Raw genomic sequence first — 24587 nt, 5'->3', positions numbered from 1 at the left:
TTCGGCTCGCCCAAAGACCACCACAGGCGTACGTGAGTTCACAGCCGTATCGGACAATCCGCGCGGCTCCCGCCGGGGGCGCGCGGGATCAGTCGAGGCGGTTCGCCAGCGCCCTGAAGTCCGCCCAGGACAGCTCGGGCTCGTCCGCGTCCCACAGCTTCTGGACCGTCGCCGCCAGCGGCAGCCGGATGCCCTCGGCGACCTGCGCCTGGGTCTGGGCGCTCGGGATGTCCCCCCAGACCGCGAAGCTGCCGCCGAGTATCTGGTCGTCGTACTTCGCGTCGACCGGCGTCGTGCCCCGGATCACGCGCGGGGTCCACTGCTCGTAGATGCGCTCGCCGGTGGGGTAGACGAAGGTCTGCGGCTCGCCGAGCACGTAGTAGAGGAACTCGTCGTTGTAGTTGAGGACCTCGCGGCCCTCGCTCAGGTACTCGGCCGGCTGGCGGGCGCCGATCTCCTTGCCGGTCCAGTAGGCGACCTTGATGTCCTTCAGGGGCTCGACGGACGTGTCCTTGAAGAAGCCGTCGTTCCAGGCGCGCGGCGTGCGGTCGTGCGCCATGACCGTCTTGGCGCGGCCGTTGAGCCAGCCGGTGGTGAGGTCGGCGACGGTGCCGCCGGGGCCGTACGCCTCGCGGGCGGCGGCGGCCAGGCCCGGGTAGGACGCCTCCGGGTCGGACACCACGAGCGCCTGGTACTCGTCGGCGCCCAGGTGGAACTGCGAGCCGGGGAAGAGGTCGGCGTACTCGTCGAGCAGGTCGTCGACGATCTCGGCGGCCTCCGGCTTGGAGATGTCGATCGCGCCGCGCGTGGGCGTGCCCTGCGCGTTGCGCAGCTGGAGGTCCGGGTGGGCGGCGAGCACGGCGCCCAGATGTCCGGGCGAGTCGATCTCGGGGACCACGGTGATGTGCCGGGACGCGGCGAGGTCGATGATCTCCTTGACCTCGGCCTTGGTCAGGTGGTCGCCGGAGACGATCTCGGGGTGCGAGTCGGACTCGATGCGGAAGGCCTGGTCGTCGGAGAAGTGCAGGCCCAGCTCGTTGAACTTCAGGTCGCCCAGCTCGCGTATCCGGTCCTTGATCCAGTCGGCGTCGTAGTGCTTGCGGGCGATGTCGAGCGAGAAACCGCGCTTCGGCTTGGCCGGCTCGTCGCGCACCTCGCCCTCCGGGGCGGTGCCGCCGCCGTCCACGGCCTGCTTCAGGGTGCGGGTGCCGTAGTAGACGCCGGCCTCGGCCGGTCCGGTGACGGTGACCCGCCCGTCGCGCACGGTCATGGTGTACGACTCCGGGTTCGCGCCCTTGTCCTGTCTGACGTCCAGCAGCACGTCCCCGGCCCGCTCGTCGTCCTTCTCCCCCGCGTACGTCAGCCCCAGGTCCCCGGCGATCTGGCGTCCCTCGTCGGCGAGTCCGGAGTCGGCGACGACGACGCGGTGCGCCTTCTCCGGCTGCCAGCCGGGGCCGCGGGCCGGGGTGTGCTCGCGTACGGCGGGTATGGTGCGCGGCTCCTCGGACAGCGGGTAGGAGCGGCTGGGACTGGGCGCGGCGGCCTCCTCGGTCGCCCGCCCGGCCGAGCCCACCGCCCCGCCGTCGCCGTCACCGTCGGTGGCCCACAGGCCGACTCCCACACCGAGGGCGGCGACCACCGTCGCGGCGATCACGGCCCGCTGCCTCACCTTGTGCGCCGGTATCCGGCGTCCGTGCTGGCTCACAGCGCCAACCTACGGCCGTGAGCTTCACCATGCGTCCACCACATGTTCCGAAACTCTCCCGTTCGAGTGAAATTCGGGCACCGTACGGACACGTCGTGCCGTCACTCGATAACGTGACGCCACACCCTTCGCACAATCCCCTGCCGACACACACGCGAAGCCCACGAGGACCCACGCTGCCTGCGCACCGTCTCCCAGACCTCCCCGGCCGAGTGGCCATACCGGTACCGGTGCAAACCCGCGCCACACCGGTATCGCCGACCTCACTGGAGCGCCTCAACACCGCGCCCGCCGAGGAAGCCGTCGCCACGCTCCTGACGTGCCTGAACAGTCGCCATTGGGCCCGCCGCCTCACCTCCCACCGCCCCTATCCGGACCTCCCGTCCCTGCTGGCGGCGGCCGACGAGGCGGCGTACGACCTCTCTCCGGACGACCTGACGGAGGCGCTGGCGGCGGAGTCCCTGCCACCCCTCCCCGAGGACACGTACGCGGCGGCCCACACGGCCCTGAGCGCGGCGTACGCCGCGTACGAGGCCCGGTTCGGACACGTGTTCGTCATCTGCCTGGACGGCTTGGGCACGGAGGAGACCCTCGACCACGTACTGGCAGGCATCCGGTCACGATTGACAAACGATCCGGAGGAGGAACGCCAGGTGGCGGCAGACGAACTCCGTCGACTGGCAAGGGCACGGCTGACCGGCGCCGTAAGGGGCGCGGGGAACTGCGCGACAAGCCACCGACCACCCGCACCCGGCATACAAGACAAACCCCCGCCCCGGTAGCCGCCCCCGCACTCACCCCACTGCTCCTTTGAGTGCAACTTTGATCACACAAGCAGGCCCCCCGTAAGCGCCGCGGGCAACCGTCGCTACGATGCTGGGGGCCGGTGGACCGTACCCGGCCGGGCCCGACCGACAAGGAAAGCCGGCGCGGCCCCAATCCCCGCTCCCGGAGGAAACTTCCGTGCCGGCTGGAACGCTGTACCGCGGCCGGGAAGGAATGTGGTCCTGGGTGGCTCACCGAGTCACCGGCGTCCTCATTTTCTTCTTCCTGTTCGTTCACGTGCTGGACACCGCTCTCGTGCGGGTGTCCCCCGAGGCGTACGACACCGTCGTAGCCACGTACAAGACGCCGATCGTCGCGCTGCTGGAGTACGGCCTCGTCGCCGCCATCCTCTTCCACGCGCTCAACGGCCTGCGTGTCATCGCCGTCGACTTCTGGGTCAAGGGCGCCCGCTACCAGAAGCAGATGCTCTGGACCGTCGTCGCCCTGTGGGTCGTGCTGATGATCGGGGCGATCTACCCCGTCCTCGGCCACGCCGCTCGTGAACTGTTCGGGAGCTGACGCACATGTCGACCACTGAAACCACCGCCTCCGGCATCGGCCCCGTCGAGGGCGCGGGCGCCTCCGTCTACACCGTGGACAACCCGGCGCCGCTGATCGAGCCGCCCCGCAAGCGGACCAAGAAGTCCCCGAAGTCCACGCGCGGCAACTTCGAGATGGCCGCCTGGCTCTTCATGCGCCTGTCCGGCGTCGTCCTGGTCGTCCTGGTCATCGGGCACCTGCTCATCCAGCTGGTGCTGGACGGCGGCGTCTCGAAGATCGGCTTCGCCTTCGTGGCCGGCCGCTGGGCCTCGCCGTTCTGGCAGGTCTGGGACCTCCTGATGCTCTGGCTCGCGATGCTGCACGGCGCGAACGGCCTGCGCACGGTCATCAACGACTACGCGGAGCGCCCGAACACCCGCCTGTGGCTCAAGGGCCTGCTCTACACCGCCACGGTGTTCACCATCCTGCTGGGCACGCTGGTGATCTTCACCTTCGACCCGAACATCCGCTAGGCACGGGGCTGCGAAAATCATGAAGGTACACAAGTACGACACCGTCATCGTCGGCGCCGGTGGCGCCGGTATGCGGGCCGCCATCGAGGCGACCAAGCGCAGCCGCACGGCCGTCCTGACGAAGCTCTACCCCACCCGCTCCCACACGGGCGCCGCGCAGGGCGGCATGGCCGCCGCGCTGGCCAACGTGGAGGAGGACAACTGGGAGTGGCACACCTTCGACACGGTCAAGGGCGGTGACTACCTGGTCGACCAGGACGCCGCCGAGATCCTGGCGAAGGAGGCCATCGACTCGGTCCTCGACCTGGAGAAGATGGGCCTGCCGTTCAACCGGACGCCGAACGGGACGATCGACCAGCGCCGCTTCGGCGGTCACTCCCGCAACCACGGCGAGGCGCCGGTCCGCCGGTCCTGCTACGCGGCCGACCGCACCGGCCACATGATCCTCCAGACGCTGTACCAGAACTGCGTCAAGGAGGGCGTGGAGTTCTTCAACGAGTTCTACGTCCTGGACCAGCTCATCACCGAGGTCGACGGCGTCAAGAAGTCCGCCGGTGTGGTGGCCTACGAGCTGGCGACCGGCGAGATCCACGTCTTCCAGGCGAAGTCCGTGATCTACGCGTCCGGTGGCACCGGCAAGTTCTTCAAGGTGACGTCCAACGCGCACACGCTGACCGGCGACGGCCAGGCCGCCGTGTACCGGCGCGGGCTGCCGCTGGAGGACATGGAGTTCTTCCAGTTCCACCCGACCGGCATCTGGCGCATGGGCATCCTGCTGACGGAGGGCGCCCGCGGTGAGGGCGGCATCCTCCGCAACAAGGACGGCGAGCGCTTCATGGAGAAGTACGCGCCGGTCATGAAGGACCTGGCCTCCCGTGACGTCGTGTCCCGGTCCATCTACACCGAGATCCGCGAGGGCCGCGGCTGCGGTCCCGAGGGCGACCACGTCTACCTGGACCTCACCCACCTCCCGCCGGAGCAGCTGGACGCCAAGCTGCCCGACATCACGGAGTTCGCGCGGACCTACCTCGGCATCGAGCCCTACACGGACCCGATCCCGATCCAGCCCACCGCGCACTACGCGATGGGCGGCATCCCGACCAACGTCGAGGGCGAGGTCCTCGCGGACAACACCACCGTCGTGCCGGGCCTGTACGCGGCCGGCGAGGTGGCCTGCGTGTCCGTGCACGGCGCCAACCGCCTGGGCACCAACTCGCTGCTGGACATCAACGTGTTCGGCAAGCGGGCCGGCATCGCGGCGGCGGAGTACGCGCAGAAGGCGGACTTCGTCGAGCTGCCCGCGGACCCGGAGTCCCTGGTCGTCGAGCAGATCGAGCGGCTGCGCTCCTCCACCGGCACCGAGCGGGTCGCCACGCTCCGCCGCGAGCTGCAGGAGTGCATGGACGCCAACGTGATGGTGTTCCGCACCGAGCAGACGATCAAGACGGCCGTCGAGAAGATCGGCGAGCTGCGCGCCCGCTACAAGAACGTGGCGATCCAGGACAAGGGCCGGCGCTTCAACACCGACCTGCTGGAGGCCGTGGAGCTGGGCAACCTGCTCGACCTGGCGGAGGTCATGGCGGTGTCCGCGCTCGCCCGCAAGGAGTCGCGCGGCGGTCACTACCGCGAGGACTTCCCCAACCGCGACGACGTCAACTTCATGCGCCACACCATGGCGTACCGCGAGGTGGGCGACGACGGCACCGAGTCCATCCGGCTCGACTACAAGCCGGTCGTCCAGACCCGCTACCAGCCGATGGAGCGTAAGTACTGATGGCTACCCCTGTCATGGAGAAGAGCGACAAGGCCCCCGAGCCCGGCTTCGCCGACTCCCCGTACATCACGGTCACCTTCCGCGTCCGGCGCTTCAACCCGGAGGTCTCGGCCGAGGCGTCCTGGGAGGACTTCCAGCTGGAGATCGACCCGAAGGAGCGCGTCCTCGACGCGCTGCACAAGATCAAGTGGGACCTCGACGGAAGTCTGACCTTCCGCCGTTCCTGCGCGCACGGCATCTGCGGGTCGGACGCCATGCGGATCAATGGCAAGAACCGGCTCGCCTGCAAGACGCTGATCAAGGACATCAACCCGGAGAAGCCGATCACGGTCGAGGCCATCAAGGGCCTGACGGTCCTGAAGGACCTCGTGGTCGACATGGAGCCGTTCTTCCAGGCGTACCGGGACGTGATGCCCTTCCTGATCACGAAGGACACCAACGAGCCGACGCGTGAGCGCCTCCAGTCCGCCGAGGACCGCGAGCGCTTCGACGACACGACGAAGTGCATCCTGTGCGCCGCCTGCACGTCCTCGTGCCCGGTGTTCTGGAACGACGGGCAGTACTTCGGCCCGGCGGCGATCGTCAACGCCCACCGCTTCATCTTCGACTCGCGTGACGAGGCCGGCGAGCAGCGGCTGGAGATCCTGAACGACCGCGACGGCGTCTGGCGCTGCCGCACGACCTTCAACTGCACGGACGCCTGCCCGCGCGGCATCGAGGTCACCAAGGCGATCGCGGAGGTGAAGCGGGCGCTGATCACGCGCCGCTTCTGACCCGCGCGCCGCGCGTACGGCGAAGGGCCCCGGTCGGGATGACCGGGGCCCTTCGCCGTGCGGGCCGCGGGGAGCGGTCCCTGGGCCCGGAGGCCGACGAGGTGTCAGCCGCGCAGGACGCGGCCTTCCTTGTCGGTGCGGTCGCTGCTGACCAGGAACATGATGCCGTCGATCAGCGCCCAGACGCCCAGGCCACCGCAGGTGAGGAGCTGGGCGACACCGACGCCGACGGAGCCGACGTAGAAGCGGCCGATGCCCAGGGTGCCCAGGAAGAGCTGGAGGATACCGGCGACGATCTTCGACTTGTCGGAGTACGGACGACCCTGCGGGTCGAAGCCGAAGGGGGCGGCGGGGCTGGCGTTCGGGGGGACGGTCACGGTGGTGCTCCTGGGAAGAAGTGAGAGGTGCCGGACGGATTGCCCGGCGGTCCAGGAAGGAACACCGCTGATCACACACTGACCGTGCACGGCGGCCCACGACACGTCGGTCTGGCCGTCCCCCCTGTGCGAGAGGAGCATAGAGAGACCAGTGGGGCGGGCGGGAGTGGAATCGAGTGAACGTTCCCATTCCGTGATCATTCGACGTCTCCGGCGTCCACCGCCCGGCTCCTCAGACGAGGTTGCGCGCCACCGTCCAGGCCACGGCCGTCAGCAGGATCAGCGCCTGGACCCACGGGGCGATCCGGGGCCGGTAGGAGCGGCCGCGCAGGCCCTCCAGCGTCCAGCGGCCCCACAGCGCCAGCGCGAACGGCGCGGCGAGCAGCAGGGCGCGGTTGTCCAGCCAGGCCGCGGCGAAGTGACCGTGCATCAGGTCGTACACCATGCGGGTGCCGCCGCAGGCCGGGCACAGCAGCCCGGTGACGTACCGGAACGGGCAGCGGGGCAGGAGGTGGCCGGGCTCGTGCGGGTCGGTGACCCACAGGTACCCGGCGCCCGCGGCACCCGCCGCGAGCACCGCGAGGGGTGCCGCCGCGGGGTGCCACGGCGGGCGACGCCCGCTCGGTGGCGCGGGGCGGGCCGTTTCAGCCACGCAGGATCCGCCCCTGGGCGTCCGTGCGGTCGTTGCTGACCAGGTACATGATGCCGTCGATCAGCGCCCAGAAGCCGAGCCCGCCGCAGGTGAACAGCTGGGCTATGCCCATGCCCACGGAGCCGACGTAGAAGCGGCCGATGCCGAAGGTGCCGAGGAAGAGCTGGAGGACTCCGGCGACGATCTTCGACTTGTCGGAGTACGGGCGGCCGTAGGGGTCGTAGCCGTAGGGGGCGCCCGGGTCGTAGCCGTAAGCGGCCGCGGGGTCGCCGCCGTAGTAGCCGGGCGCCTGCTGGTACCCGGGCTGCTGGTAGCCGCCGGGGGGCTGCTGGTAGCCCGGCTGGCCGCCCTGCGGGTAGCCGTAGGGGCCGGCCTGGCCGGACGGGCCGGGGGCCTGGTTCGGGTAGCCGTAACCGGGCGGCTGGGACGGCTGCTGCGGCTGCTCGCTCACAGTGGTGTCACTCCTGGAAGACGCGGGAAACTGCCGGTCATATTGCAGGACTGCGTCGGTAAAGAGAAGTCGGGTCCCGTCAGCGGGCGTCCGCCCGGGCGGGTGACCGTGCGCCCGCCCGGCCGCCGGTCGCGCCCACTTCGTCCCGCGCACACCTAATCTGACGTCATGTCAGATCATGAGTCGTACGAACTGCTCGGGTTCGACAACGTGCTGCTGCCGGTCGGAGACCTCGGCGAGGCCGTCGGCTTCTACGAGCGGGCCGGCTTCCCCGTCGCCTTCCGGCTCGACGAGGCCGGGATCGCGCTGCTGCGGGCCGGGGGCGAGACGCCGGGCATCCTGCTGCGGGCCGAGGACGAGTTCGGGCGGCGCCCGCCGCTGGGGCCCGCCGCGCGGGTGTGGCTGGAGGTGACGGACGCCCGCACGGCGGCCCGCGCCCTGCGGGCGGCGGGAGTGGAGCCGCTGGACGAGCCGTTCCCCGTGGCGACCGGCTGGACCGTCGAGTTCGCCGACCCGTGGGGGAACGTCGTCGGCCTCACGGACTACTCCAAGCGACCGGAGCTGGGCCGCCGCCCCTGAGGGACCGGCCGCCGTAACCCCGCCACTTGAACGCGTTCAAAAACGGGTCTAGAGTCACTCCCGTCAGCGTTTTGAACGCGTTCAAGAAGGGGTGGGGCATGGACCGCACCGTCATCGCCTACGTCATCTACCTGCTGGTCAGCATCGGTCTGACCATCTGGGTGGCCCGCACGCTCAGCCGCAACGGCCGGGTCTTCCTCGCCGACGTGCTGCACGGCAACGAGAAGCTCGCCGACGCCGTCAACCACCTCCTGGTGGTCGGCTTCTACCTCGTCAACCTCGGCTTCGTCGCCCTCTACCTGAGCGGCGACGAGACCATCGCCGACACCCGTGGCATCTTCGAGGCCCTGTCGACCAAGCTCGGTGTGGTGCTGCTGGTGCTCGGCGTGATGCACCTGGGCAACGTGTACGTCCTCAACAAGATCCGGCGGCGCGGGATGATGGAGCGCGAGCAGGTGCCGCCGGTCCCGCCGCAGGGCTGGGTGGCCCCGACGGCCGGGGCCTGATCCGGTGGCCGCCTCCCGAGCGACGGCCGGCGCCCCGGTGCGCCGGCTCACCGTCCTCTACGACGCCGAGTGCTCCCTGTGCGTCCACGTACGGGACTGGCTGCTGCGCCAGCCCCGGCTCGTGCCGCTGGAGCCGGTCCCGGCCGGGTCGGACGAGGCCCGCCGGCGCTTCCCCGGCCTCGACCACGCGGCCACCCTCGACGAGGTCACCGCCGTGGGCGACGCCGGGCAGGTCTACCGGGGCGCCGCCGCCTGGGTCGTGGTCCTGTGGGCGTTGCGCGAGCACCGCGCGCTCGCCCACCGGCTCAGCACACCCGCCGGGGCGAGGCTGGCCCGGGGAGCGGTCCTGGCCGCCGCGAAGTGGCGGGGCGGGCAGCAGCGGTGGGGCGGCGGCGGGTACCGCCGGGCCGACGGGTGGGTCTACGAGCCGGGGCTCGGGTGGAGGTACACCCGAGGCGGCTGTGACGACGGCACCTGTGCCAGTCGTTAGGCTCTGGTCCGTGCCCGCGAAGAACGACGGCCCCGGCGACGGCGCCCCCCTCAGCAAGTCCGAGCAGACCCGCGCGCTGATCCTGGAGACGGCCATGCGGCTGTTCCAGGAACGCGGCTACGACCGGACGACGATGCGGGCCATCGCCCAGGAGGCCGGGGTCTCCGTCGGCAACGCGTACTACTACTTCGCCGGCAAGGAGCATCTGATCCAGGGCTTCTACGACCGGATCGCCGCCGAGCACCGGGCGGCGGCCCGGGAGGTCCTGGCCCGGGAGACCGACCTGGAGAAGCGGCTGGCGGGCGTGCTCAAGGTGTGGCTGGACATCGCGACGCCGTACCACGAGTTCGCGGTGCAGTTCTTCAAGAACGCCGCCGACCCGGACAGCCCGCTCAGCCCCTTCTCCCCCGAGTCGGAGCACGCGCGGGAGGAGGCCATCAGCCTCCACCGCGCGGTGCTCGCCGGCGCGAGGACCAAGGTGCCCGAGGATCTGCGGGACATCCTGCCCGAGCTGATGTGGCTCTCCCAGATGGGCCTGGTCCTGTACTGGATCTTCGACCGCACCGAGGGCCGGGAGCGCAGTTACCGCCTCGCCGAGCGCGGCGCCCGGCTCACCGCGCGAGGGGTCGTGCTGGCCCGTTTCCGGGTGCTGCGCCCGCTGGTGCGCGAGGTGCACGAGTTGTTCACGGACTTCCTGCCGGGGATGACGAAGGCGCTCCCCGACCCCGCGAGGAAGGCGGCGCCCACGGAGCGGGCCCCCGGTCAGGCCTGACGGGACGCCAGCTCGATCACGGTGATGTCCGACTCCGCCCCCACGCGGGTGGGCGGGCCCCAGGCGCCCGCGCCGCGGCTGACGTAGAGCTGGGTGTCGCCGTAGTGCTCCAGGCCCGCGACGGTGGGGTTGGCGAGGCCGGCGAGGAGGTTGCCGGGCCAGAGCTGGCCGCCGTGGGTGTGGCCGGAGAGCTGGAGGTCGACGCCGTGGTCGACGGCGTCGTGGATCTGCACCGGCTGGTGGGCGAGCAGCACACAGGCGCGGGAGCGGTCCCGGTCGCCGAGGGCCTTGGCGTAGTCGGGGCCCTGGCCCTCCTCCTCGCCCGCCACGTCGTTGACCCCGGCCAGGTCGAAGTGGGGCAGCTCTGTGCGGGCGTTCTCCAGCGGGATCAGGCCGAGGCGCCGCACCTCGGCGACCCACTGCTCGGCGCCGGAGAAGTACTCGTGGTTGCCGGTGACGAAGTACGCGCCGTGCCGGGCCCTGAGCCGGGCCAGCGGGGCCGCGGCCGGACCGAGGTCCTTCACGCTGCCGTCGACCAGGTCGCCGACGACGGCGATGAGGTCGGGCTGCGTGGAGTTGATCGTGTCGACGACCTTCTGCGCGAAGCCCCGGCCGAGCACCGGCCCGAGATGGATGTCGCTGACCACGGCGATGCGGAACCCGTGCGCCGCGCGCGGGAGCTTGGCCAGCGGCACGGTGACCCGCTTCACGGACGGACCGTTCAGGACGCCGTACGTGCCGGCGCCGACGGTCCCGACGGCCGCCGCGGCGGCGGCACCGGCGACGACGCGGGAGACGAAGAGGCGACGGGAGGGGAGGGCCAGCGTGCTCCCGGACGGGCCGTCGGACGTGACACCGGATGCGGTGTCCGGTGCGGTACCGGGCCCGGTGTCCGGGGCGGGGCCCGGCTCGCTGTCCGGTGTGGGGCCGGGCGTTCCCGCGTCGGGCGCGGGTTCCGGCTTCCTGGGCGGCGCGGTGCCCGCCGGTATGCGCTCGGGGTCCGCGGCCCTCGCCGCCTCGGTGCCGGCCGCCTCCCCGACGACGGCGCGGCGGGCCGCCCGCCGCTCCAGGAACCGCCGCAGCAACGGGCGGACGGCCTCGCCCGCCAGCACCCCCAGCAGCAGGTAGATCGACAGGGCCAGCCAGAGGTAGCCGGGCCACGCCAGGACGCGCTGGAGCCAGAACGGCGCGCCCGCCCGCCCGCCGGCCAGCGCCACGACGGCCAGCAGCCACCCGCCGGCGATCAGGACCGCGCCGAGGCGGCGCACGGGGCCGGGACCCCGGGTCGTGTCACGGAACAGGCGCCGCCACACGTACCAGTTCGCCGTGACGAGGACGCTCACCACGGCCAGCGCGACCAGCGCGAAGACGACCACCATGCCGTCGATTCCCCTCAGTTGTGACGTCCCCGACGCCTATGACGTTCGGCGCAGTGCGCGCAGACCGCGCAACCCGATGACCCCGACGACCGTCCCCAATACGAAGGACACGACGGCGAGCAGCAGATGCACCCAGAAGTACGCCGTGGGGTCGCCGTCCTCGAAGGCAAGCCCGCTGCCGTCCTTGACCAGGTTTTTGACGAAAGTGATCCAGATGACCCAGCTCCACACCCCGAAAGCGAGCAGGAACCAGGAGACGGGGCGGCTGAGCTTCATGGTTTCAGTATCTCCGCCCGGTGTCCGGATCCGTGCGCGGGGTGGGGAGGGGGGTGGGAGGAAGCCGCTGACGGGAGGTACGTTCTCGCTCGTGCCCGCACCCGAGAAGACCGCCAGGCGCGCCCTGTCGGTCACCGCCGCCGCCCTGACCACTCTGTGCGTCCTGTCCCCCACGGCGTTCGCCGCGCCGAGCCCCTCGGCCAGCCCCTCGGCGAGTCCGTCGGCCTCTCCCCCCGCGTCGATGTCGACCGTGGGCGGGGCGCGGCTCGGCAGGCCCGGGACGCAGGTGGACCTGGCGGGCGGGGCGCCCGTGCTGCCGAAGGACCTCACCGCCCGGTCGTGGATCGTGGCCGACGCGGAGTCCGGCGACGTGCTCGCCGCGCACAACGCGCACTGGCGGCTGGCCCCCGCGAGCACGCTGAAGATGCTGTTCGCCGACACGCTGCTGCCGAAGTGGCCCAAGACGACCAAGCACAAGGTCGCCCCCTCGGACCTGGCGGGCATCGGCGCGGGCTCCAGCATGGTCGGCATCAAGGAGGAGGAGACCTACACCGTCCACGACCTGTGGCTGGGTGTCTTCCTGCGCTCGGGCAACGACGCCGTGCACGTGCTGTCCGCGATGAACGGCGGCGTCGCGAACACCGTGGCGGAGATGAACGACCACGCCGAGGAGCTGCAGGCCCTGGACACGCACGTGGTCAGTCCCGACGGCTACGACGCGCCCGAGCAGGTCTCCTCGGCGTACGACCTGACGCTGTTCGCCCGCTCGGGGCTCCAGAAGAAGGACTTCCGCGAGTACGCCTCGACGGTCAGCGCGAAGTTCCCGGGCGAGACGAAGAAGAACAAGAAGGGCAAGACGTCCCGGCAGCCCTTCGAGATCCAGAACACCAACCGGCTGCTGTCCGGCGACGCGGACATGGACGTCTACCCGGGCATCGCGGGGGTGAAGAACGGCAACACCAGCAACGCCGGCGCCACCTTCACGGGCGTCGCCGAGCGCGGCGGCAAGGTGCTGCTCGTCACGGTGATGAACCCGGCGAAGGACGAGCACAACGAGGTCTACAAGGAGACCGCCCGCCTGTTCGACTGGGGCTTCGCGGCGGCCGGCAAGGTGGAGCCGGTCGGTGAGCTGGTGCCGCCGAGGAGCGCCGCGCAGGCGAGTCCGGGGCCGGACGCGAGTGGCGCCGGGGAGGCGGGCGGCGGCGCCGGGAGGGGCGCGGCGGGCACGCGGCCGGTGGTGGGCGCCCGGGCGGCGGACGGCTCCGGCGGGGTCGGGATCGCGGCCGGCATCACCGCCGGGGTGCTGGTGCTGCTCGCGGGCGGCGCGTTCCTCATCAACCGGAAATGGCCGCTGCCGGACCTGGTCCGTCGCCGGACGCGCCCGTGACGCCCTGCTCGCCGCCCTCCTCGTCCCCGAGCTCCTGCTCCTTGCTGCCCGTCGCCGTCCAGGCGGCGCAGAACAGCACCAGCTTGCAGGTGAAGTTGATCCACAGCAGCAGTGCCACGGGGACGCCGAAGGCGCCGTACATGCTCTTCGCGGCGACGCCCTGCATGTAGCCGCTCAGCAGCAGCTTCAGCAGCTCGAAGCCGACCGCGCCGATCAGCGCGGCCACCACCAGGCGGCGGCGCGAGGGCTGGACGCCGGGGAGCAGGGTCAGGACGTACAGGAGCAGCAGGAAGTCGGCCAGTACGGCGACGGCGAAGGCGGCGACGTAGAGCAGGACGCCGCCGAAGCCGCCCTCGGCGATGCCCAGCTGGCGGATGATCCAGCCGACCAGCGCCGAGGCGACGGTGGAGATGGCGACCGTGACCAGGAGGGCGCCGCCGAGACCGACGAGGACGCCCGCGTCCTTGGCCCGGTGCAGGACGGGGTTCTCCTCCTCGTCGGGCAGCTCCCACACGGCGCGCAGACAGCCCCGGGTGGCGTCGACCCAGCCGATGCCGGTGAACAGCAGCAGGGCGCCGGCGATGAGGCCGACGGTGCCGGCGTTGTCGATGAGGCTCTGGATGTTCAGCTGGTCGGAGATGCCGGGGATCTGCTCGGCGATCTTGTCCTGGAGCTTGTCCTGCTGGTCCTTGCTGAGCGTGGCGGCGGCGATGGCGGCGGCCAGGCTGAGCAGCGGGAAGAGCGCCACGAAGCTGGTGAAGGTCATGGCGGCGGCCAGCCGCGTCCACTTCACCCGGTCCAGCCGTTCGTACGAGCGCCACGCGTGCGTGGTCATCAGCCGCGTCGCCCACGGCCCGACCACGGGGAGCTTCTTCAGCCAGTCCATGATCCGACTCTGCCCCCGCTCGCCTGGGTCCATGATCCCGTCGTGTCACCGGTTCCTGCCCCGGCACGGAAGACCAGTGTCCTTGTGCCCCAAAAACGCAGGATGGTGGCCAGGACCATGCCGATTCCCGCGCCGGAGACCGTGTCGGCGCGCTGGGAGGTGAGGCCGAGGCCGTAGTGGCTGACGGCCAGGCACAGCAGTTGTACGGCGGCTCCGGCGGCGTTCACGGCGAAGAAGACGGCGTAGGGGCGCAGGCCCCGCGGGCGGGCGTGCCGGTAGGTGCCGAAGGCGTTGCCCGCGTAGGCCACGGAGCAGCCGGCGACGAAGGAGAGCGTCTTGGCGGTGAGCGGGTCGAGGCCCGCCGGGCCGCGCAGGACGGTGAAGAGGCCGAGGTCGACGGCGTAGGCGAGGAGGCCGGCGGTGGCGAAGCCGATCAGTTCGCGCCGGGTTTCCCTGGTGGGGCCGTCTACCAATTGGCCACCGCCAGGCCGTACATCGCGATCCACACCCCGCCGATCAGGGTGAGGGCCCGGTCGCGCAGGACGACGTCCTCGGGCTCCCCGGCGGTCCCGCGGTCGGCGAAGACGGCGTACCGGAGGACGGCGAGGACGAAGGCGACCATGGACAGCTGGCGCCAGGGCAGCACGCTGGTGTGCGGGACGCCGCCCTCCTCCATCGCCCACAGGCAGTAGCCGAGGACCGCGACGCCGGCCGCGAGCTGCCAGACGAAGCGGAGGTAGCCGGTGGTGTACTCGGTGAGCAGCGCGCGGGTGGCGCCCGCCTTCCCGGCCATCTGGACGGCTTCGGAGTAGCGCTTGGCGGAGACCATGAACAGCGCGCCGAAGCCGGTCGTGATGAGGAACCAGCGCGACAGCGGGATGCCGAGCGCGAGTCCGCCGATCATCGCCCGCATCAGGAAGCCGGTGGTGACCACGGCGAGGTCGACGACCAGGACGTGCTTGAGGCTGACGCAGTACGCCAGCTGCATCGCGAGGTAGGCGGTCAGCAGGGCGGCGACGGCCGGCGGGCACAGCCAGGCCGCGGCGAGGGGCGCGAGGACGCCCAGGGCGCCCCCGACGGCGTACGCGACCGGCACCGGGACCTGTCCGGCGGCGACGGGGCGGTGGCGCTTGACCGGGTGGGCGCGGTCGGCCTCGGCGTCGCGGGCGTCGTTGACGAGGTAGACGGCGGCGGCGCAGGCGGTGAACAGCACGAAGACCAGGGCCAGCCGGGGCAGGACGTGCGGGGCGAACAGCTCACCGGCGGCGGCCGGGGCGGCGACGACCAGGATGTTCTTGACCCACTGGCGGGGGCGCGCGGTCCGGAGCAGACCGGACAGCAGCCCCTTCTCGCGGGGCGGGGCGGGCTCCCGCTGCCGCTCGGGGGCGCGTTGCCGCAGGAGGGCCGTCTCAGTCACGGGGGCCTCCGCGCATCCAGTCGGTGCCGAGCCGGGCGGTGAGCGCGCCCAGGGCGGCGCCCGCCGCGACGTCGGAGGGGTAGTGGACGCCGGCGACCAGCCGGGAGGCGCACACCGCGGCGGCGAGCGGCCAGGCGGCGTGGACGCCGAGGGCGCCGAAGGCGACGGCGGCCGCCGCGGCGGAGGTGGCGTGGGAGCTGGGGAAGGAGTGGCGGCCGGCGGTGCGCACCAGGGGGACGACGTGCGCGGGACGCGGACGGCGCACGACCCGCTTCACGCCCATGCTGACGAGGTGCGCGCCCGCGGTCAGGGCGGTGCCGCGCAGCCAGGCGCGGCGCCGCGGGCCGTCCACGGCCGCCGCGGTGAGTCCCGCCGCGAGCCACAGCGCTCCGTGCTCCCCGGCAAAGGACAGGGCACGCGCGGCACCGGCCACGCGCGGGTCCGTGCCGCAGGCTCTGAGCGCCGTCACGATCCGGTGGTCCATGTCGTCGAGGTCGTCCATGGGGACTCACTGTTCACGCCGACGGCGCGGGAAGTCCGGCACGATCGAGCGACATACCATTAATCACCCGTTTCGGGGATGGCCGGGATGTTTTGGAACTAATCGCTTAGATGGTGGCGATACGGTCACCGGCATGTCCGCCGACACCGCTCCCGCCGCCGACGGGGACCCCGCGACCGCCTGGGACCCCACGACCGTCTGGGGTCCCGTCACCGGCTGGGGCCGCACCGCGCCCACCGCCGCCCGGCTGATCCGCCCCCGGACCTACCAGGAGGCCGCGGACGCCGTCCGGGACTGCGGGGCCCGCGGCGGCATCCCCCGGGGACTGGGGCGGGCGTACGGGGACGCCGCGCAGAACGCGGGCGGTGCCGTGCTCGACATGACGGCCCTGGACCGCGTCCACGCCATCGACGCCGACGGCGGCACCGTGCTCTGCGACGCCGGCGTCTCCCTGCACCGGCTGATGGAGGTCCTGCTGCCGCTGGGCTGGTTCGTGCCGGTGACGCCCGGCACCCGCTACGTGACGGTCGGCGGGGCGATCGGCGCCGACATCCACGGCAAGAACCACCACGTGTCCGGGTCCTTCTCCCGGCACGTGCTCGCCCTGGAGCTGCTCACCGCCGACGGCCGGGTCCGCACCGTGGAGCGGGGCACCCCGCTGTTCGACGCGACCGCCGGCGGCATGGGCCTGACCGGGGTGATCCTCACCGCGACCGTGCGGCTCCAGCCGGTCGAGACCGCGCTGATGTCGGTCGACACCGAGCGCGCCGGCGACCTCGACGACCTGATGGCCCGCCTCACCGCCACGGACCACCGCTACCGCTACTCGGTCGCCTGGATCGACCTCCTCGCGCGCGGGGCGGCGACCGGCCGCGCGGTGCTCACCCGCGGCGACCACGCCCCGCTGGACGCGCTGCCGAGGCGTTCGCGCGCCCGGCGCGACCCGCTGGCCTTCCGCACCTCCCGCCTCCCGGCCGCCCCCGACGTCGTGCCGGAGGGCCTGCTGAGCCGGACGACGGTGGGCCTGTTCAACGAGCTGTGGTACCGCAAGGCGCCCCGGGAGAGCCGGGGGCGGCTCCAGCGGATCTCCACCTTCTTCCACCCCCTGGACGGCGTCCCGCACTGGAACCGGATCTACGGCCGCGGCGGCTTCGTGCAGTACCAGTTCGTCGTCGGTCACGACCAGGAGGACGCCCTGCGCCGGATCGTGCGGCGCATCTCCGAGCACCGCTGCCCGTCCTTCCTGGCCGTCCTCAAGCGCTTCGGGGACGCCGACCCGGGCTGGCTGTCGTTCCCGGTGCCCGGCTGGACCCTCGCCCTGGACATCCCGGCGGGCCTGCCGGGGCTCGGCGCCTTCCTGGACGAGCTGGACGAGGAGGTCGCCGGGGCCGGCGGCCGGGTCTACCTCGCCAAGGACTCCCGGCTGCGGCCCGAGCTGCTCGACGCGATGTACCCGCGCCTGGACGACTTCCGCGCGCTGCGCGCGGAGCTGGACCCGCGCGGGGTGTTCGTGTCCGACCTCGCCCGCCGCCTCCACCTCTGAGCAATCGTCAGGAGCTGTCGTGAAGGACGCCTTCGGCATCCCCCAGTCCCTCCTCGTCCTCGGCGGTACGTCCGAGATCGCGCTCGCCACCGCGCGCCGTCTGGTCGCCCGCCGCGCCCGCACGGTGTGGCTGGCGGGCCGTCCCTCCCCCGCCCTGGACCGGGCCGCCGAGCAGCTGCGCGGCCTGGGCGCCGAGGTGCGCACCGTCGCCTTCGACGCGCTCGACCCCGAGTCCCACGAGGCCGTCCTCGGCAAGGTCTTCGCCGAGGGAGACGTCGACCTGGTGCTGCTCGCCTTCGGCATCCTGGGCGACCAGGCGCACGACGAGCGCGAGCCGCTGAACGCCGTGCGGGTCGCGCAGACCAACTACACCGGCGCGGTCTCGGCCGGGCTGGTCAGCGCCCGCGCGCTCCAGGCGCAGGGGCACGGCTCCCTGGTGGTGCTGTCCTCGGTGGCCGGGGAGCGGGCCCGGCGCGCCAACTTCATCTACGGCTCCAGCAAGGCCGGCCTGGACGCCTTCGCGCAGGGGCTCGGCGACGCCCTGCACGGCACGGGCGTGCACGTCATGGTCGTACGCCCCGGCTTCGTGCGGTCGCGGATGACCGAGGGTCTGGAGGAGGCGCCGCTCGCCACGACGCCGGAGGCGGTGGCCACCGCCATCGAGCTGGGGCTGCGGCGGCGCTCGGAGACGGTGTGGGTGCCGGGGGCGCTGCGCGTGGTGATGTCGGCGCTGCGGCACCTGCCCCGGTCGGTGTTCCGGCGGCTGCCGGTGTGAGGGCCCCTGGGCCCGCCGGGCGGGCCCTACCGCGTGGGCAGGGAGCCGCGCTCGACGCGGTCCGCCTGCGGGGGCACGGTCGCGGTGCCGAAGGGGAACTCGCGCAGCTTGCGCCACACCCCGTCGGCGCCCTGCTCGTAGAGCGCGAAGCCGGTGCAGGGCCACTGGGCCTCGTAGTCGGACAGCTCCTCGAAGGCGCGGTCCATCGCCGCCTCGTCGATGCCGTGCGCCACGGTGACGTGCGGGTGGTACGGGAACTGCAGTTCGCGCGGCACCGGCCCGGACGCGTCGCGGATCCGCTTCTGGAGCCAGGCGCAGGCCGCGGCGCCCTCGACCACCTGGACGAAGACCACCGGTGACAGCGGGCGGAAGGTCCCGGTGCCGGACAGGCGCATGGGGAAGGGCCGGCCGCGCGCCGCCACCCGCGCCAGGTGCGCCTCGATCACGGGCAGCGCGGCGCCGTCGGCCTCGGTCGGCGGCAGCAGGGTGACATGCGTGGGGATGCCGTGAGCAGCGGCGTCGCCGAAGCCCGCACGCAGCTGCTGGAGCTTGCTGCCGTGAGGCTCCGGGACCGCGATCGACACGCCGATCGTTACGGTCCCCACGTCGTCTCCTGTCGTTCCGTGTCACTCGGTGTATGTCGCTGTGTCGGACACCCGGTTATCGACTGTACGGCCACGACCGTGCCCGGGGCAGGCGCAACCGGAGTGATGTGCAGCGCTACGGCGGCGGGCCGGGGCGCACGGGGGGCCGTGACCGGTGCCGGGACGGTCCCCGGTCAGTGCTTGGCGGGCAGGAAACCCACCATGTCGTACGCCCGGGAGAGGGTCTCGGCGGCGACGGCGCGGGCCTTCTCGGCGCCCTTGGCCAGGATCGAGTCGAGCGTCTCCGGGTCGTCCAGGTACTGCTGGGTGCGCTCCCGGAAGGGCGTGACGAAGTCGACCACGATCTCGGCGAGGTCCGTCTTGAGCGCGCCGTAGCCCTTGCCCTCGTACTTCTGCTCGAGCTCGGCGACCGTCGTGCCGGTGAGCGTCGAGTAGACCGTCAGCAGGTTGCTGACGCCGGGCTTGTGCTCGCGGTCGAAGCGGATCACGGTGTCGGTGTCCGTGACGGCGCTCTTGACCTTCTTGGCGGTGGCCTTCGGCTCGTCGAGCAGGTTGATCAGGCCCTTGGGGGTGGCCGCCGACTTGCTCATCTTGGCGGTCGGGTCCTGCAGGTCGTAGATCTTCGCCGTCTCCTTGAGGATGTACGCGGAGGGGACGGTGAAGGTCTCGCCGAAGCGGCCGTTGAAGCGCTCGGCCAGGTCGCGGGTCAGCTCGATGTGCTGGCGCTGGTCCTCGCCGACGGGGACCTCGTCGGCCTGGTAGAGCAGGATGTCGGCGACCTGGAGGACCGGGTAGGTGAACAGGCCGACCGAGGCGCGGTCGGCGCCCTGCTTGGCGGCCTTGTCCTTGAACTGGGTCATGCGGGACGCCTCGCCGAAGCCGGTGAGGCAGTTCATGACCCAGCCGAGCTGGGCGTGCTCGGGGACGTGGCTCTGGACGAAGAGCGTGCAGCGGTCCGGGTCGAGTCCGGCGGCCAGCAGCTGGGCGACGGCGAGCCGGGTGTTGGCGCGCAGCTCCTTCGGGTCCTGCGGGACCGTGATCGCGTGCAGGTCGACGACCATGTAGAACGCGTCGTGGGACTCCTGGAGGGCCACCCACTGGCGGACGGCGCCCAGGTAGTTGCCGAGGTGGAACGAGCCTGCGGTGGGCTGGATCCCGGAGAGCACACGAGGTCGGTCATTCGCCATGCCCACCATTCTCTCAGGTCCCACCGGCGGCTCGTTCCCCCGGGCGGCGGCCCGTCAGCCCAGGTCGATCTCCGGGTAGAGGGGGAAGCCCGTCACCAGGTCCGTGGCGCGCCGGGCGATCTCCTGGGCCACCTTCTCGTCCAGGACGTGGGCGGCCTTGGACGGGGCGCCCGACTTGGTGGTGCCCGCCTCGGTGGTGGTGAGGACGCGGTCGATCAGGGCGGCCACCTCGTCCATCTCGGCCGTGCCCAGGCCGCGGGTGGTCAGCGCCGGGGTGCCGATGCGGATGCCGGAGGTGTACCAGGCGCCGTTCGGGTCGGCCGGGATGGCGTTGCGGTTGGTGACGATGCCGGAGTCGAGGAGGGCGGCCTCGGCCTGGCGGCCGGTGAGGCCGTAGGAGGACGCCACGTCGATCAGGTTCAGGTGGTTGTCCGTGCCGCCGGTCACCAGGGTGGCGCCGCGCTTCATCAGGCCCTCGGCGAGGGCGCGGGCGTTGTCGACGATGCGCTGGGCGTAGTCCTGGAACGCGGGCTGCCGGGCTTCGGCCAGGGCGACGGCCTTGGCCGCCATGACGTGCGGGAGCGGGCCGCCGAGGACCATCGGGCAGCCCCGGTCGACCTGGTCCTTGAGGGAGTCGTCGCACAGCACCATGCCGCCGCGCGGGCCGCGCAGGGACTTGTGGGTGGTCGTCGTCACGATCTGGGCGTGCGGGACCGGGTCGAAGTCGCCGGTGAGCACCTTGCCGGCGACCAGGCCCGCGAAGTGCGCCATGTCGACCATGAGCGTGGCGCCGACCTCGTCGGCGATCTCCCGCATGATCCGGAAGTTCACCAGCCGGGGGTACGCGGAGTAGCCCGCGACGATGATCAGCGGCTTGAACTCGCGGGCCGAGGCGCGCAGGGCCTCGTAGTCGATCAGGCCGGTGGCCGGGTCGGTGCCGTAGGAGCGCTGGTCGAACATCTTGCCGGAGATGTTCGGGCGGAAGCCGTGGGTGAGGTGGCCGCCGGCGTCCAGGGACATGCCGAGCATCCGCTGGTTGCCGAAGGCGCGGCGCAGCTCGGCCCAGTCGGCGTCGGTGAGGTCGTTGACCTGGCGGGCGCCGGCCTTCTCCAGGAAGGGCACCTCGACACGGGCGCCGAGGACGGCCCAGAAGGCGACGAGGTTGGCGTCGATGCCGGAGTGCGGCTGGACGTAGGCGTGGCGGGCGCCGAACAGCTCGCGGGCGTGCTCGGCGGCCAGGGACTCGACGGTGTCGACGTTGCGGCAGCCGGCGTAGAAGCGGCGGCCGACGGTGCCCTCGGCGTACTTGTCGCTGAACCAGTTGCCCATGGTCAGGAGCGTGGCCGGGGAGGCGTAGTTCTCCGAGGCGATCAGCTTGAGCATCTCGCGCTGGTCGGCGACCTCCTGGCCGATGGCGTCGGCGACGCGGGGCTCGACGGCGCGGATCGCTTGCAGCGCGGCTCGGTAGGCGACGGACTCGGGGGTGAGGTCTGCGGGCATGGGGGCCTCCGGACGTTGTGTTCAGCGTTCACGGTACGGACGGCCCAGGCGCACGGCACTAGCGGTTCGGGCCGCTCCCCGATGGTTGGTCCATCCCAGCGCGCCAGTCACGGCCCGCGGTCAGCCTACCGGGTGGGGCGGGAGCGTGTTCGCGGGGTTCAGAGGATCACGTGGGGCAGGAAGCGGGCGTACTCGTCGGTCACCAGGCCGCTCGACTCCCGGATGCCCAGGCCCGCCGACTCGTCCTCCACGACCCAGGCGCCCAGCACCGTGCGGTTGCCGTCGAAGTCGGGCAGGGGGGCCAGCGCCTGGTAGCAGCACGGGTCGGTGCGCGGGGGCGGCGCCTGAGTGCCGGGGCGGTGGACCGTGACGCCGGCGCCCTCGCGGCCGAGGAGGGGCTTGGCGACGTAGCCGGTGGTGCCGGCCAGCTCGCGGGGGCCGTCGAGGTAGGCCGGGAGGAGGTTGGGGTGGCCCGGGTACAGCTCCCACAGGATCGCCAGCAGCGCCTTGTTGCTGAGCAGCATCTTCCAGGCGGGCTCGATCCACAGGGTGGTGCCGGTGCCGCCGCCGTTGTCGAGGGTCGCGAGGACGTGGTCGGCGAAGCGGTCGGTGGTGAGCCACTCCCAGGGGTAGAGCTTGAAGATGCTGCGGATGAAACGCAGCCGGGTGTCGACGAAGCGGCCGGACAGGCGGTCCCAGCCGATCTCCTCCATCGAGATCCACTCGGTGGCCAGGCCGGCCTGCTCGGCGGTCTCCTTGAGGTAGGTGACCGTCATCAGGTCCTCGCCCAGCTCGTCGGCCTCGGAGTTCGCGAAGTACAGCGGGCTGCCGGGCGGGAGGAGGGCGGCCTGCTTCTTCCAGGCGTCGATGAGCCGCTCGTGCAGGCTGTTCCACTGGTCGGCGCCGGGGAACCGCTCCTCCATCCAGAACCACTGCGGGGAGGCGGCCTCGACGAGCGAGGTCGGGGTGTCGGCGTTGTACTCCAGGAGCTTGGCGGGCCCGGTGCCGTCGTAGCGCAGGTCGAAGCGGGCGTAGACGGAGGGCAGCTCGGCGCGGCGGTGCCAGGCCTCGGTGACCGCCTCGGCCACGCGCGGGTCGGTGATGCCGAGGTCGGCGAAGCGGCCGGCGGTGACGATGTGCCCGGCCGCCGCCAGGCACATGCGGTGGAGTTCCTCGACGACCTCCTCCAGCGCCTCGACCTCCGGGAGGGAGAAGACGTAGTAGGCGCTCTCGTCCCAGTAGGGGCGCAGGGTGTCGTCGGGGTAGCGGGTCAGGGGGTAGATGCACCCCTGCTCCTCGACGGTCCGCTGCCAGCCGGGGCGAGGCGTGGTGGTGCGGCGTTCCATCGTGCGGTCAGCCGCCGCCGCTGCCGGAGGAGCAGCCGAAGCCGCCCCGGTCCACGGCCTCGTCGCGGCTGAAGGTGCCGTCGTCGGCCCGGCCGCCGCTGACGTCGGCGTCGTAGTACCAGTCGGCGTCGGACACCTTCGACGCGCCGGACTTCTTCCTGCCCTTGCCGTACGAGCCGCCGGAGGAGCCCGACTTGCAGTTCTTGTCGGCGACGATCTTGTAGCCGGTGAGGTAGTCGTAGCTGTCGCGGTCCACGCAACGGCGGTCGGGGTCCGAACCGCAGGCGCTCAGGGTCGCCGCGAGCACTCCCATGCCGCCGAGCACCACGGTGCTCGACCGCAGCCGCCGCCGGGTCTCCGCCATGTCCGTCTCTCCCCCGTGTCCGCGTTCCACTACGACGTGCCGGTACGACGGTTCGGCCGAGCGAGTGTACGGCCGTCGCCGGTGGTGGACTCTACGGCAGCGCTCGGCACAGCGCCTCCAGGGCCCCTGCCCAGGCGTGGTCCGGTGGTGTTCCGTAGCCGACGACGAGGGCGTCCGACGGGGCGACGTCCGCCTCGGGGTGCCGGAAGGCGGACAGGCCGTGGACGGCGAGCCCGTGCCAGGCGGCGGACCGGAGGGTCTGGGGCTCGGTGCCGGGCGGCAGCCGCAGCACGGCGTGCAGTCCGGCGGCGATGCCGGTGACGCGGACGTGGGGGGCCCGTTCGGCGAGGGCGGCGACCAGGGCGTCGCGGCGGCGCCGGTAGCGCAGGCGGGCGGCGCGGACGTGCCGGTCGTAGTCGCCGGAGGCGAGGAACTCCGCGAGGGTGAGCTGGTCCAGGACGCCCGGGGTGCGGCCCGCCATGCCGTCCATGGCCTCCTCGACCAGGGCCGGGGGCAGCACCAGCCAGCCCAGGCGCAGTCCGGGGGCGAGGGACTTGCTGGCGGTGCCGAGGTAGACGACGCGGTCGGGGTCCAGGCCCTGGAGGGCGCCGACGGGCTGGCGGTCGTAGCGGAACTCGCCGTCGTAGTCGTCCTCCAGGACCAGTCCGCCGGTGCGCCGGGCCCAGTCGATCAGGGCCGTGCGGCGCTCGGGGAGCAGCGGCAGGCCCAGCGGGAACTGGTGGGAGGGGGTGAGCAGGACGGCCCCGGCGGCGGCCGGGTCGTCGAGGGGGCGGGTGCCCCGGTCGTCGAAGGGCAGCGGGGGTGTGGCCAGGCCCGCGCGGGTGAGCAGGCGGCGGTGGTGGGGCAGGCCGTAGGACTCGACCGCCACGGAGCGGGCGCCCCGGTGGCGCAGCAGGTCGGCGAGTACGCCCAGGCCGCCGAGGAAGCCGGCGCAGACGACGATGCGGTCCGGGTCGGCGCGTACGCCGCGGGCGCGGGAGAGGTAGCCGGCGAGCGCGGTGCGCAGTTCGACGCGGCCCCGGGGGTCGCCGTAGCCGAGGGCCCGGTCGGGGGCGGCGGTCAGGGCGCGGCGGGCGGCCCGCAGCCAGGGGGCGCGGGGGAAGGAGGCGAGTTCGGGGGTGCCGGGGACGAGGTCGTAGGCGGGGCGGGCCGGTTCCCGGCGGTGGGGTGCGGGACGGTGGCCGGGGGTGGCGGGGGTCCGGTCGGCGACCCGCGTGCCGGAGCCCTGGCGGGCGGCGAGCCAGCCCTCGGCGACCAGGTCGGCGTAGACCTCGGCGACGGTGTTGCGGGCCACGCCCAGGTCGGCGGCGAGGGAGCGGGAGGAGGGCAGCCGGGTGCCGGGGGCCAGCCGGCCGCTGCGGACGGCGTCGCGCAGGGCGTCGGTCAGACCCCGGCGCAGTCCGGGGCCGGACCGGTCGAGGTGCAGGTCCACGCCGAAAGTGGCCCATGGTTTCGCCATGGGAATGGACCATACCCGTGGGC

Annotated in this window: 28 protein-coding genes and 1 riboswitch; of the genes, 12 read left to right on the top strand and 16 right to left on the bottom strand. The window is 72.3% G+C overall.

The window, feature by feature from the left end; genetic code table 11:
* Positions 1-88 precede the first annotated feature (88 nt).
* Positions 89-1705, bottom strand: coding sequence for a glycoside hydrolase family 20 protein (locus tag ACFIF2_RS09885; RefSeq protein ID WP_395572151.1), 1617 nt, complete (start codon positions 1703-1705; stop codon positions 89-91).
* Between the two features lie 230 nt (positions 1706-1935).
* Between ACFIF2_RS09885 and ACFIF2_RS09880 the strand changes: the two genes are divergently transcribed.
* The 5 genes from ACFIF2_RS09880 (at position 1936) to ACFIF2_RS09860 (ending at position 6090) form a co-directional block, all read left to right on the top strand.
* On the top strand, positions 1936-2487 hold the full coding sequence (locus ACFIF2_RS09880; RefSeq protein WP_395572150.1) for a 2-oxo-4-hydroxy-4-carboxy-5-ureidoimidazoline decarboxylase: 552 nt from the start codon (positions 1936-1938) through the stop codon (positions 2485-2487).
* A 181-nt stretch (positions 2488-2668) separates the two neighbouring features.
* Positions 2669-3049, top strand: a complete 381-nt coding sequence (sdhC, locus tag ACFIF2_RS09875; RefSeq protein ID WP_079163643.1) for a succinate dehydrogenase, cytochrome b556 subunit — start codon at positions 2669-2671, stop codon at positions 3047-3049.
* A gap of 5 nt (positions 3050-3054) precedes the next feature.
* Complete coding sequence (locus ACFIF2_RS09870; protein ID WP_019330052.1) at positions 3055-3543, top strand: succinate dehydrogenase hydrophobic membrane anchor subunit; 489 nt, start codon at positions 3055-3057, stop codon at positions 3541-3543.
* A gap of 19 nt (positions 3544-3562) precedes the next feature.
* On the top strand, positions 3563-5317 hold the full coding sequence (sdhA, locus tag ACFIF2_RS09865) for a succinate dehydrogenase flavoprotein subunit (protein ID WP_395572149.1): 1755 nt from the start codon (positions 3563-3565) through the stop codon (positions 5315-5317).
* Complete coding sequence (locus ACFIF2_RS09860) at positions 5317-6090, top strand: succinate dehydrogenase iron-sulfur subunit (protein WP_395572148.1); 774 nt, start codon at positions 5317-5319, stop codon at positions 6088-6090. The genes sdhA and ACFIF2_RS09860 overlap by 1 nt, the downstream gene beginning before the upstream one ends.
* Before the next feature lie 104 nt (positions 6091-6194).
* On the opposite strand, the gene ACFIF2_RS09855 is transcribed toward ACFIF2_RS09860, so the two are convergent.
* The 3 genes from ACFIF2_RS09855 to ACFIF2_RS09845 all read right to left on the bottom strand — a co-directional run bounded on the left by ACFIF2_RS09855 (position 6195) and on the right by ACFIF2_RS09845 (position 7570).
* A complete protein-coding gene (locus ACFIF2_RS09855) occupies positions 6195-6467 on the bottom strand; it encodes a TM2 domain-containing protein (protein WP_395572147.1) in 273 nt (90 codons plus the stop codon).
* A 232-nt stretch (positions 6468-6699) separates the two neighbouring features.
* Positions 6700-7119, bottom strand: coding sequence for a DUF2752 domain-containing protein (locus tag ACFIF2_RS09850; RefSeq protein ID WP_395572146.1), 420 nt, complete (start codon positions 7117-7119; stop codon positions 6700-6702).
* Complete coding sequence (locus ACFIF2_RS09845; RefSeq protein WP_395572145.1) at positions 7112-7570, bottom strand: NINE protein; 459 nt, start codon at positions 7568-7570, stop codon at positions 7112-7114. The genes ACFIF2_RS09850 and ACFIF2_RS09845 overlap by 8 nt, the downstream gene beginning before the upstream one ends.
* A gap of 168 nt (positions 7571-7738) precedes the next feature.
* Between ACFIF2_RS09845 and ACFIF2_RS09840 the strand changes: the two genes are divergently transcribed.
* The 4 genes from ACFIF2_RS09840 to ACFIF2_RS09825 all read left to right on the top strand — a co-directional run bounded on the left by ACFIF2_RS09840 (position 7739) and on the right by ACFIF2_RS09825 (position 9917).
* On the top strand, positions 7739-8149 hold the full coding sequence (locus tag ACFIF2_RS09840) for a VOC family protein (protein ID WP_395572144.1): 411 nt from the start codon (positions 7739-7741) through the stop codon (positions 8147-8149).
* A 98-nt stretch (positions 8150-8247) separates the two neighbouring features.
* Positions 8248-8655 carry a hypothetical protein gene (locus ACFIF2_RS09835; RefSeq protein ID WP_395572143.1) on the top strand — a complete coding sequence of 136 codons (408 nt, stop codon included), beginning with the start codon at positions 8248-8250 and terminating at the stop codon, positions 8653-8655.
* Positions 8656-8659: 4 nt separating this feature from the next.
* A complete protein-coding gene (locus ACFIF2_RS09830; RefSeq protein ID WP_395572142.1) occupies positions 8660-9145 on the top strand; it encodes a thiol-disulfide oxidoreductase DCC family protein in 486 nt (161 codons plus the stop codon).
* A gap of 10 nt (positions 9146-9155) precedes the next feature.
* On the top strand, positions 9156-9917 hold the full coding sequence (locus tag ACFIF2_RS09825) for a TetR family transcriptional regulator (protein ID WP_395572141.1): 762 nt from the start codon (positions 9156-9158) through the stop codon (positions 9915-9917).
* On the opposite strand, the gene ACFIF2_RS09820 is transcribed toward ACFIF2_RS09825, so the two are convergent.
* Entirely contained in the window at positions 9908-11296 is a 1389-nt protein-coding gene (locus ACFIF2_RS09820) for a metallophosphoesterase (RefSeq protein WP_395572140.1), read from the bottom strand. The genes ACFIF2_RS09825 and ACFIF2_RS09820 overlap by 10 nt on opposite strands.
* Before the next feature lie 36 nt (positions 11297-11332).
* Positions 11333-11572 carry an SCO4848 family membrane protein gene (locus ACFIF2_RS09815; RefSeq protein ID WP_395572139.1) on the bottom strand — a complete coding sequence of 80 codons (240 nt, stop codon included), beginning with the start codon at positions 11570-11572 and terminating at the stop codon, positions 11333-11335.
* Between the two features lie 91 nt (positions 11573-11663).
* Between ACFIF2_RS09815 and ACFIF2_RS09810 the strand changes: the two genes are divergently transcribed.
* A complete protein-coding gene (locus ACFIF2_RS09810) occupies positions 11664-12959 on the top strand; it encodes a D-alanyl-D-alanine carboxypeptidase family protein (RefSeq protein ID WP_395572138.1) in 1296 nt (431 codons plus the stop codon).
* Here the strand turns inward: ACFIF2_RS09810 and ACFIF2_RS09805 are convergent.
* Genes ACFIF2_RS09805 through ACFIF2_RS09790 form a run of 4 tightly spaced genes read right to left on the bottom strand, consistent with a single transcriptional unit; the run spans position 12907 to position 15764 of the window.
* Entirely contained in the window at positions 12907-13845 is a 939-nt protein-coding gene (locus ACFIF2_RS09805; protein WP_395572137.1) for a YihY/virulence factor BrkB family protein, read from the bottom strand. The genes ACFIF2_RS09810 and ACFIF2_RS09805 overlap by 53 nt on opposite strands.
* A complete protein-coding gene (locus ACFIF2_RS09800) occupies positions 13833-14318 on the bottom strand; it encodes a GtrA family protein (protein ID WP_395572136.1) in 486 nt (161 codons plus the stop codon). Before ACFIF2_RS09800 ends, ACFIF2_RS09805 begins: the two co-directional genes overlap by 13 nt.
* Positions 14312-15262, bottom strand: a complete 951-nt coding sequence (locus tag ACFIF2_RS09795; RefSeq protein WP_395572135.1) for a decaprenyl-phosphate phosphoribosyltransferase — start codon at positions 15260-15262, stop codon at positions 14312-14314. The genes ACFIF2_RS09800 and ACFIF2_RS09795 overlap by 7 nt, the downstream gene beginning before the upstream one ends.
* Entirely contained in the window at positions 15255-15764 is a 510-nt protein-coding gene (locus ACFIF2_RS09790; RefSeq protein ID WP_395572134.1) for a phosphatase PAP2 family protein, read from the bottom strand. Before ACFIF2_RS09790 ends, ACFIF2_RS09795 begins: the two co-directional genes overlap by 8 nt.
* A gap of 133 nt (positions 15765-15897) precedes the next feature.
* On the opposite strand from ACFIF2_RS09790, the gene ACFIF2_RS09785 reads away from it, so the two are divergent.
* Entirely contained in the window at positions 15898-17307 is a 1410-nt protein-coding gene (locus tag ACFIF2_RS09785) for an FAD-binding protein (RefSeq protein ID WP_395572133.1), read from the top strand.
* A 19-nt stretch (positions 17308-17326) separates the two neighbouring features.
* Positions 17327-18082, top strand: coding sequence for a decaprenylphospho-beta-D-erythro-pentofuranosid-2-ulose 2-reductase (locus tag ACFIF2_RS09780; RefSeq protein WP_395572132.1), 756 nt, complete (start codon positions 17327-17329; stop codon positions 18080-18082).
* A 26-nt stretch (positions 18083-18108) separates the two neighbouring features.
* Here ACFIF2_RS09780 and ACFIF2_RS09775 read toward each other — a convergent pair whose 3' ends face one another.
* The 6 genes from ACFIF2_RS09775 to ACFIF2_RS09750 all read right to left on the bottom strand — a co-directional run bounded on the left by ACFIF2_RS09775 (position 18109) and on the right by ACFIF2_RS09750 (position 24564).
* Positions 18109-18687: a 2'-5' RNA ligase family protein gene (locus ACFIF2_RS09775; RefSeq protein WP_395572131.1), complete on the bottom strand. Its 579-nt coding sequence runs from the start codon at positions 18685-18687 to the stop codon at positions 18109-18111.
* Between the two features lie 173 nt (positions 18688-18860).
* Positions 18861-19874, bottom strand: a complete 1014-nt coding sequence (trpS, locus tag ACFIF2_RS09770) for a tryptophan--tRNA ligase (RefSeq protein WP_395572130.1) — start codon at positions 19872-19874, stop codon at positions 18861-18863.
* 54 nt (positions 19875-19928) lie between these two features.
* Positions 19929-21374: a glycine hydroxymethyltransferase gene (locus ACFIF2_RS09765; protein WP_395572129.1), complete on the bottom strand. Its 1446-nt coding sequence runs from the start codon at positions 21372-21374 to the stop codon at positions 19929-19931.
* Positions 21375-21409: 35 nt separating this feature from the next.
* A riboswitch (ZMP/ZTP riboswitch) is annotated at positions 21410-21495 on the bottom strand.
* Positions 21496-21532: 37 nt separating this feature from the next.
* Positions 21533-22720 (bottom strand): glutathionylspermidine synthase family protein, encoded by a 1188-nt coding sequence (locus ACFIF2_RS09760; RefSeq protein WP_395572128.1) that lies wholly within the window; start codon positions 22718-22720, stop codon positions 21533-21535.
* A 7-nt stretch (positions 22721-22727) separates the two neighbouring features.
* Positions 22728-23084, bottom strand: coding sequence for a hypothetical protein (locus ACFIF2_RS09755; protein ID WP_395572127.1), 357 nt, complete (start codon positions 23082-23084; stop codon positions 22728-22730).
* Positions 23085-23175: 91 nt separating this feature from the next.
* Positions 23176-24564 carry a PLP-dependent aminotransferase family protein gene (locus tag ACFIF2_RS09750; protein ID WP_395572126.1) on the bottom strand — a complete coding sequence of 463 codons (1389 nt, stop codon included), beginning with the start codon at positions 24562-24564 and terminating at the stop codon, positions 23176-23178.
* Positions 24565-24587: the final 23 nt, after the last annotated feature.

This window comes from Streptomyces sp. BK79 (genome assembly GCF_044142145.1).
GTDB lineage: Bacteria > Actinomycetota > Actinomycetes > Streptomycetales > Streptomycetaceae > Streptomyces.
This window is presented reverse-complemented; position numbering and strand designations above follow the sequence as displayed.

What these genes read in the sequence shown, in the direction of transcription:
- trpS (WP_395572130.1), bottom strand. Translation starts at nt 19,874, where the DNA reads ATGGCGAATGACCGACCTCGTGTGCTCTCCGGGATCCAGCCCACCGCA.
- ACFIF2_RS09755 (WP_395572127.1), bottom strand. Translation starts at nt 23,084, where the DNA reads ATGGCGGAGACCCGGCGGCGGCTGCGGTCGAGCACCGTGGTGCTCGGC.
- ACFIF2_RS09785 (WP_395572133.1), top strand. Translation starts at nt 15,898, where the DNA reads ATGTCCGCCGACACCGCTCCCGCCGCCGACGGGGACCCCGCGACCGCC.
- ACFIF2_RS09760 (WP_395572128.1), bottom strand. Translation starts at nt 22,720, where the DNA reads ATGGAACGCCGCACCACCACGCCTCGCCCCGGCTGGCAGCGGACCGTC.
- ACFIF2_RS09870 (WP_019330052.1), top strand. Translation starts at nt 3,055, where the DNA reads ATGTCGACCACTGAAACCACCGCCTCCGGCATCGGCCCCGTCGAGGGC.
- ACFIF2_RS09820 (WP_395572140.1), bottom strand. Translation starts at nt 11,296, where the DNA reads ATGGTGGTCGTCTTCGCGCTGGTCGCGCTGGCCGTGGTGAGCGTCCTC.
- sdhA (WP_395572149.1), top strand. Translation starts at nt 3,563, where the DNA reads ATGAAGGTACACAAGTACGACACCGTCATCGTCGGCGCCGGTGGCGCC.
- ACFIF2_RS09835 (WP_395572143.1), top strand. Translation starts at nt 8,248, where the DNA reads ATGGACCGCACCGTCATCGCCTACGTCATCTACCTGCTGGTCAGCATC.
- ACFIF2_RS09790 (WP_395572134.1), bottom strand. Translation starts at nt 15,764, where the DNA reads ATGGACGACCTCGACGACATGGACCACCGGATCGTGACGGCGCTCAGA.
- ACFIF2_RS09860 (WP_395572148.1), top strand. Translation starts at nt 5,317, where the DNA reads ATGGCTACCCCTGTCATGGAGAAGAGCGACAAGGCCCCCGAGCCCGGC.
- ACFIF2_RS09815 (WP_395572139.1), bottom strand. Translation starts at nt 11,572, where the DNA reads ATGAAGCTCAGCCGCCCCGTCTCCTGGTTCCTGCTCGCTTTCGGGGTG.
- ACFIF2_RS09750 (WP_395572126.1), bottom strand. Translation starts at nt 24,564, where the DNA reads ATGGCGAAACCATGGGCCACTTTCGGCGTGGACCTGCACCTCGACCGG.
- ACFIF2_RS09805 (WP_395572137.1), bottom strand. Translation starts at nt 13,845, where the DNA reads ATGGACTGGCTGAAGAAGCTCCCCGTGGTCGGGCCGTGGGCGACGCGG.
- ACFIF2_RS09840 (WP_395572144.1), top strand. Translation starts at nt 7,739, where the DNA reads ATGTCAGATCATGAGTCGTACGAACTGCTCGGGTTCGACAACGTGCTG.
- ACFIF2_RS09765 (WP_395572129.1), bottom strand. Translation starts at nt 21,374, where the DNA reads ATGCCCGCAGACCTCACCCCCGAGTCCGTCGCCTACCGAGCCGCGCTG.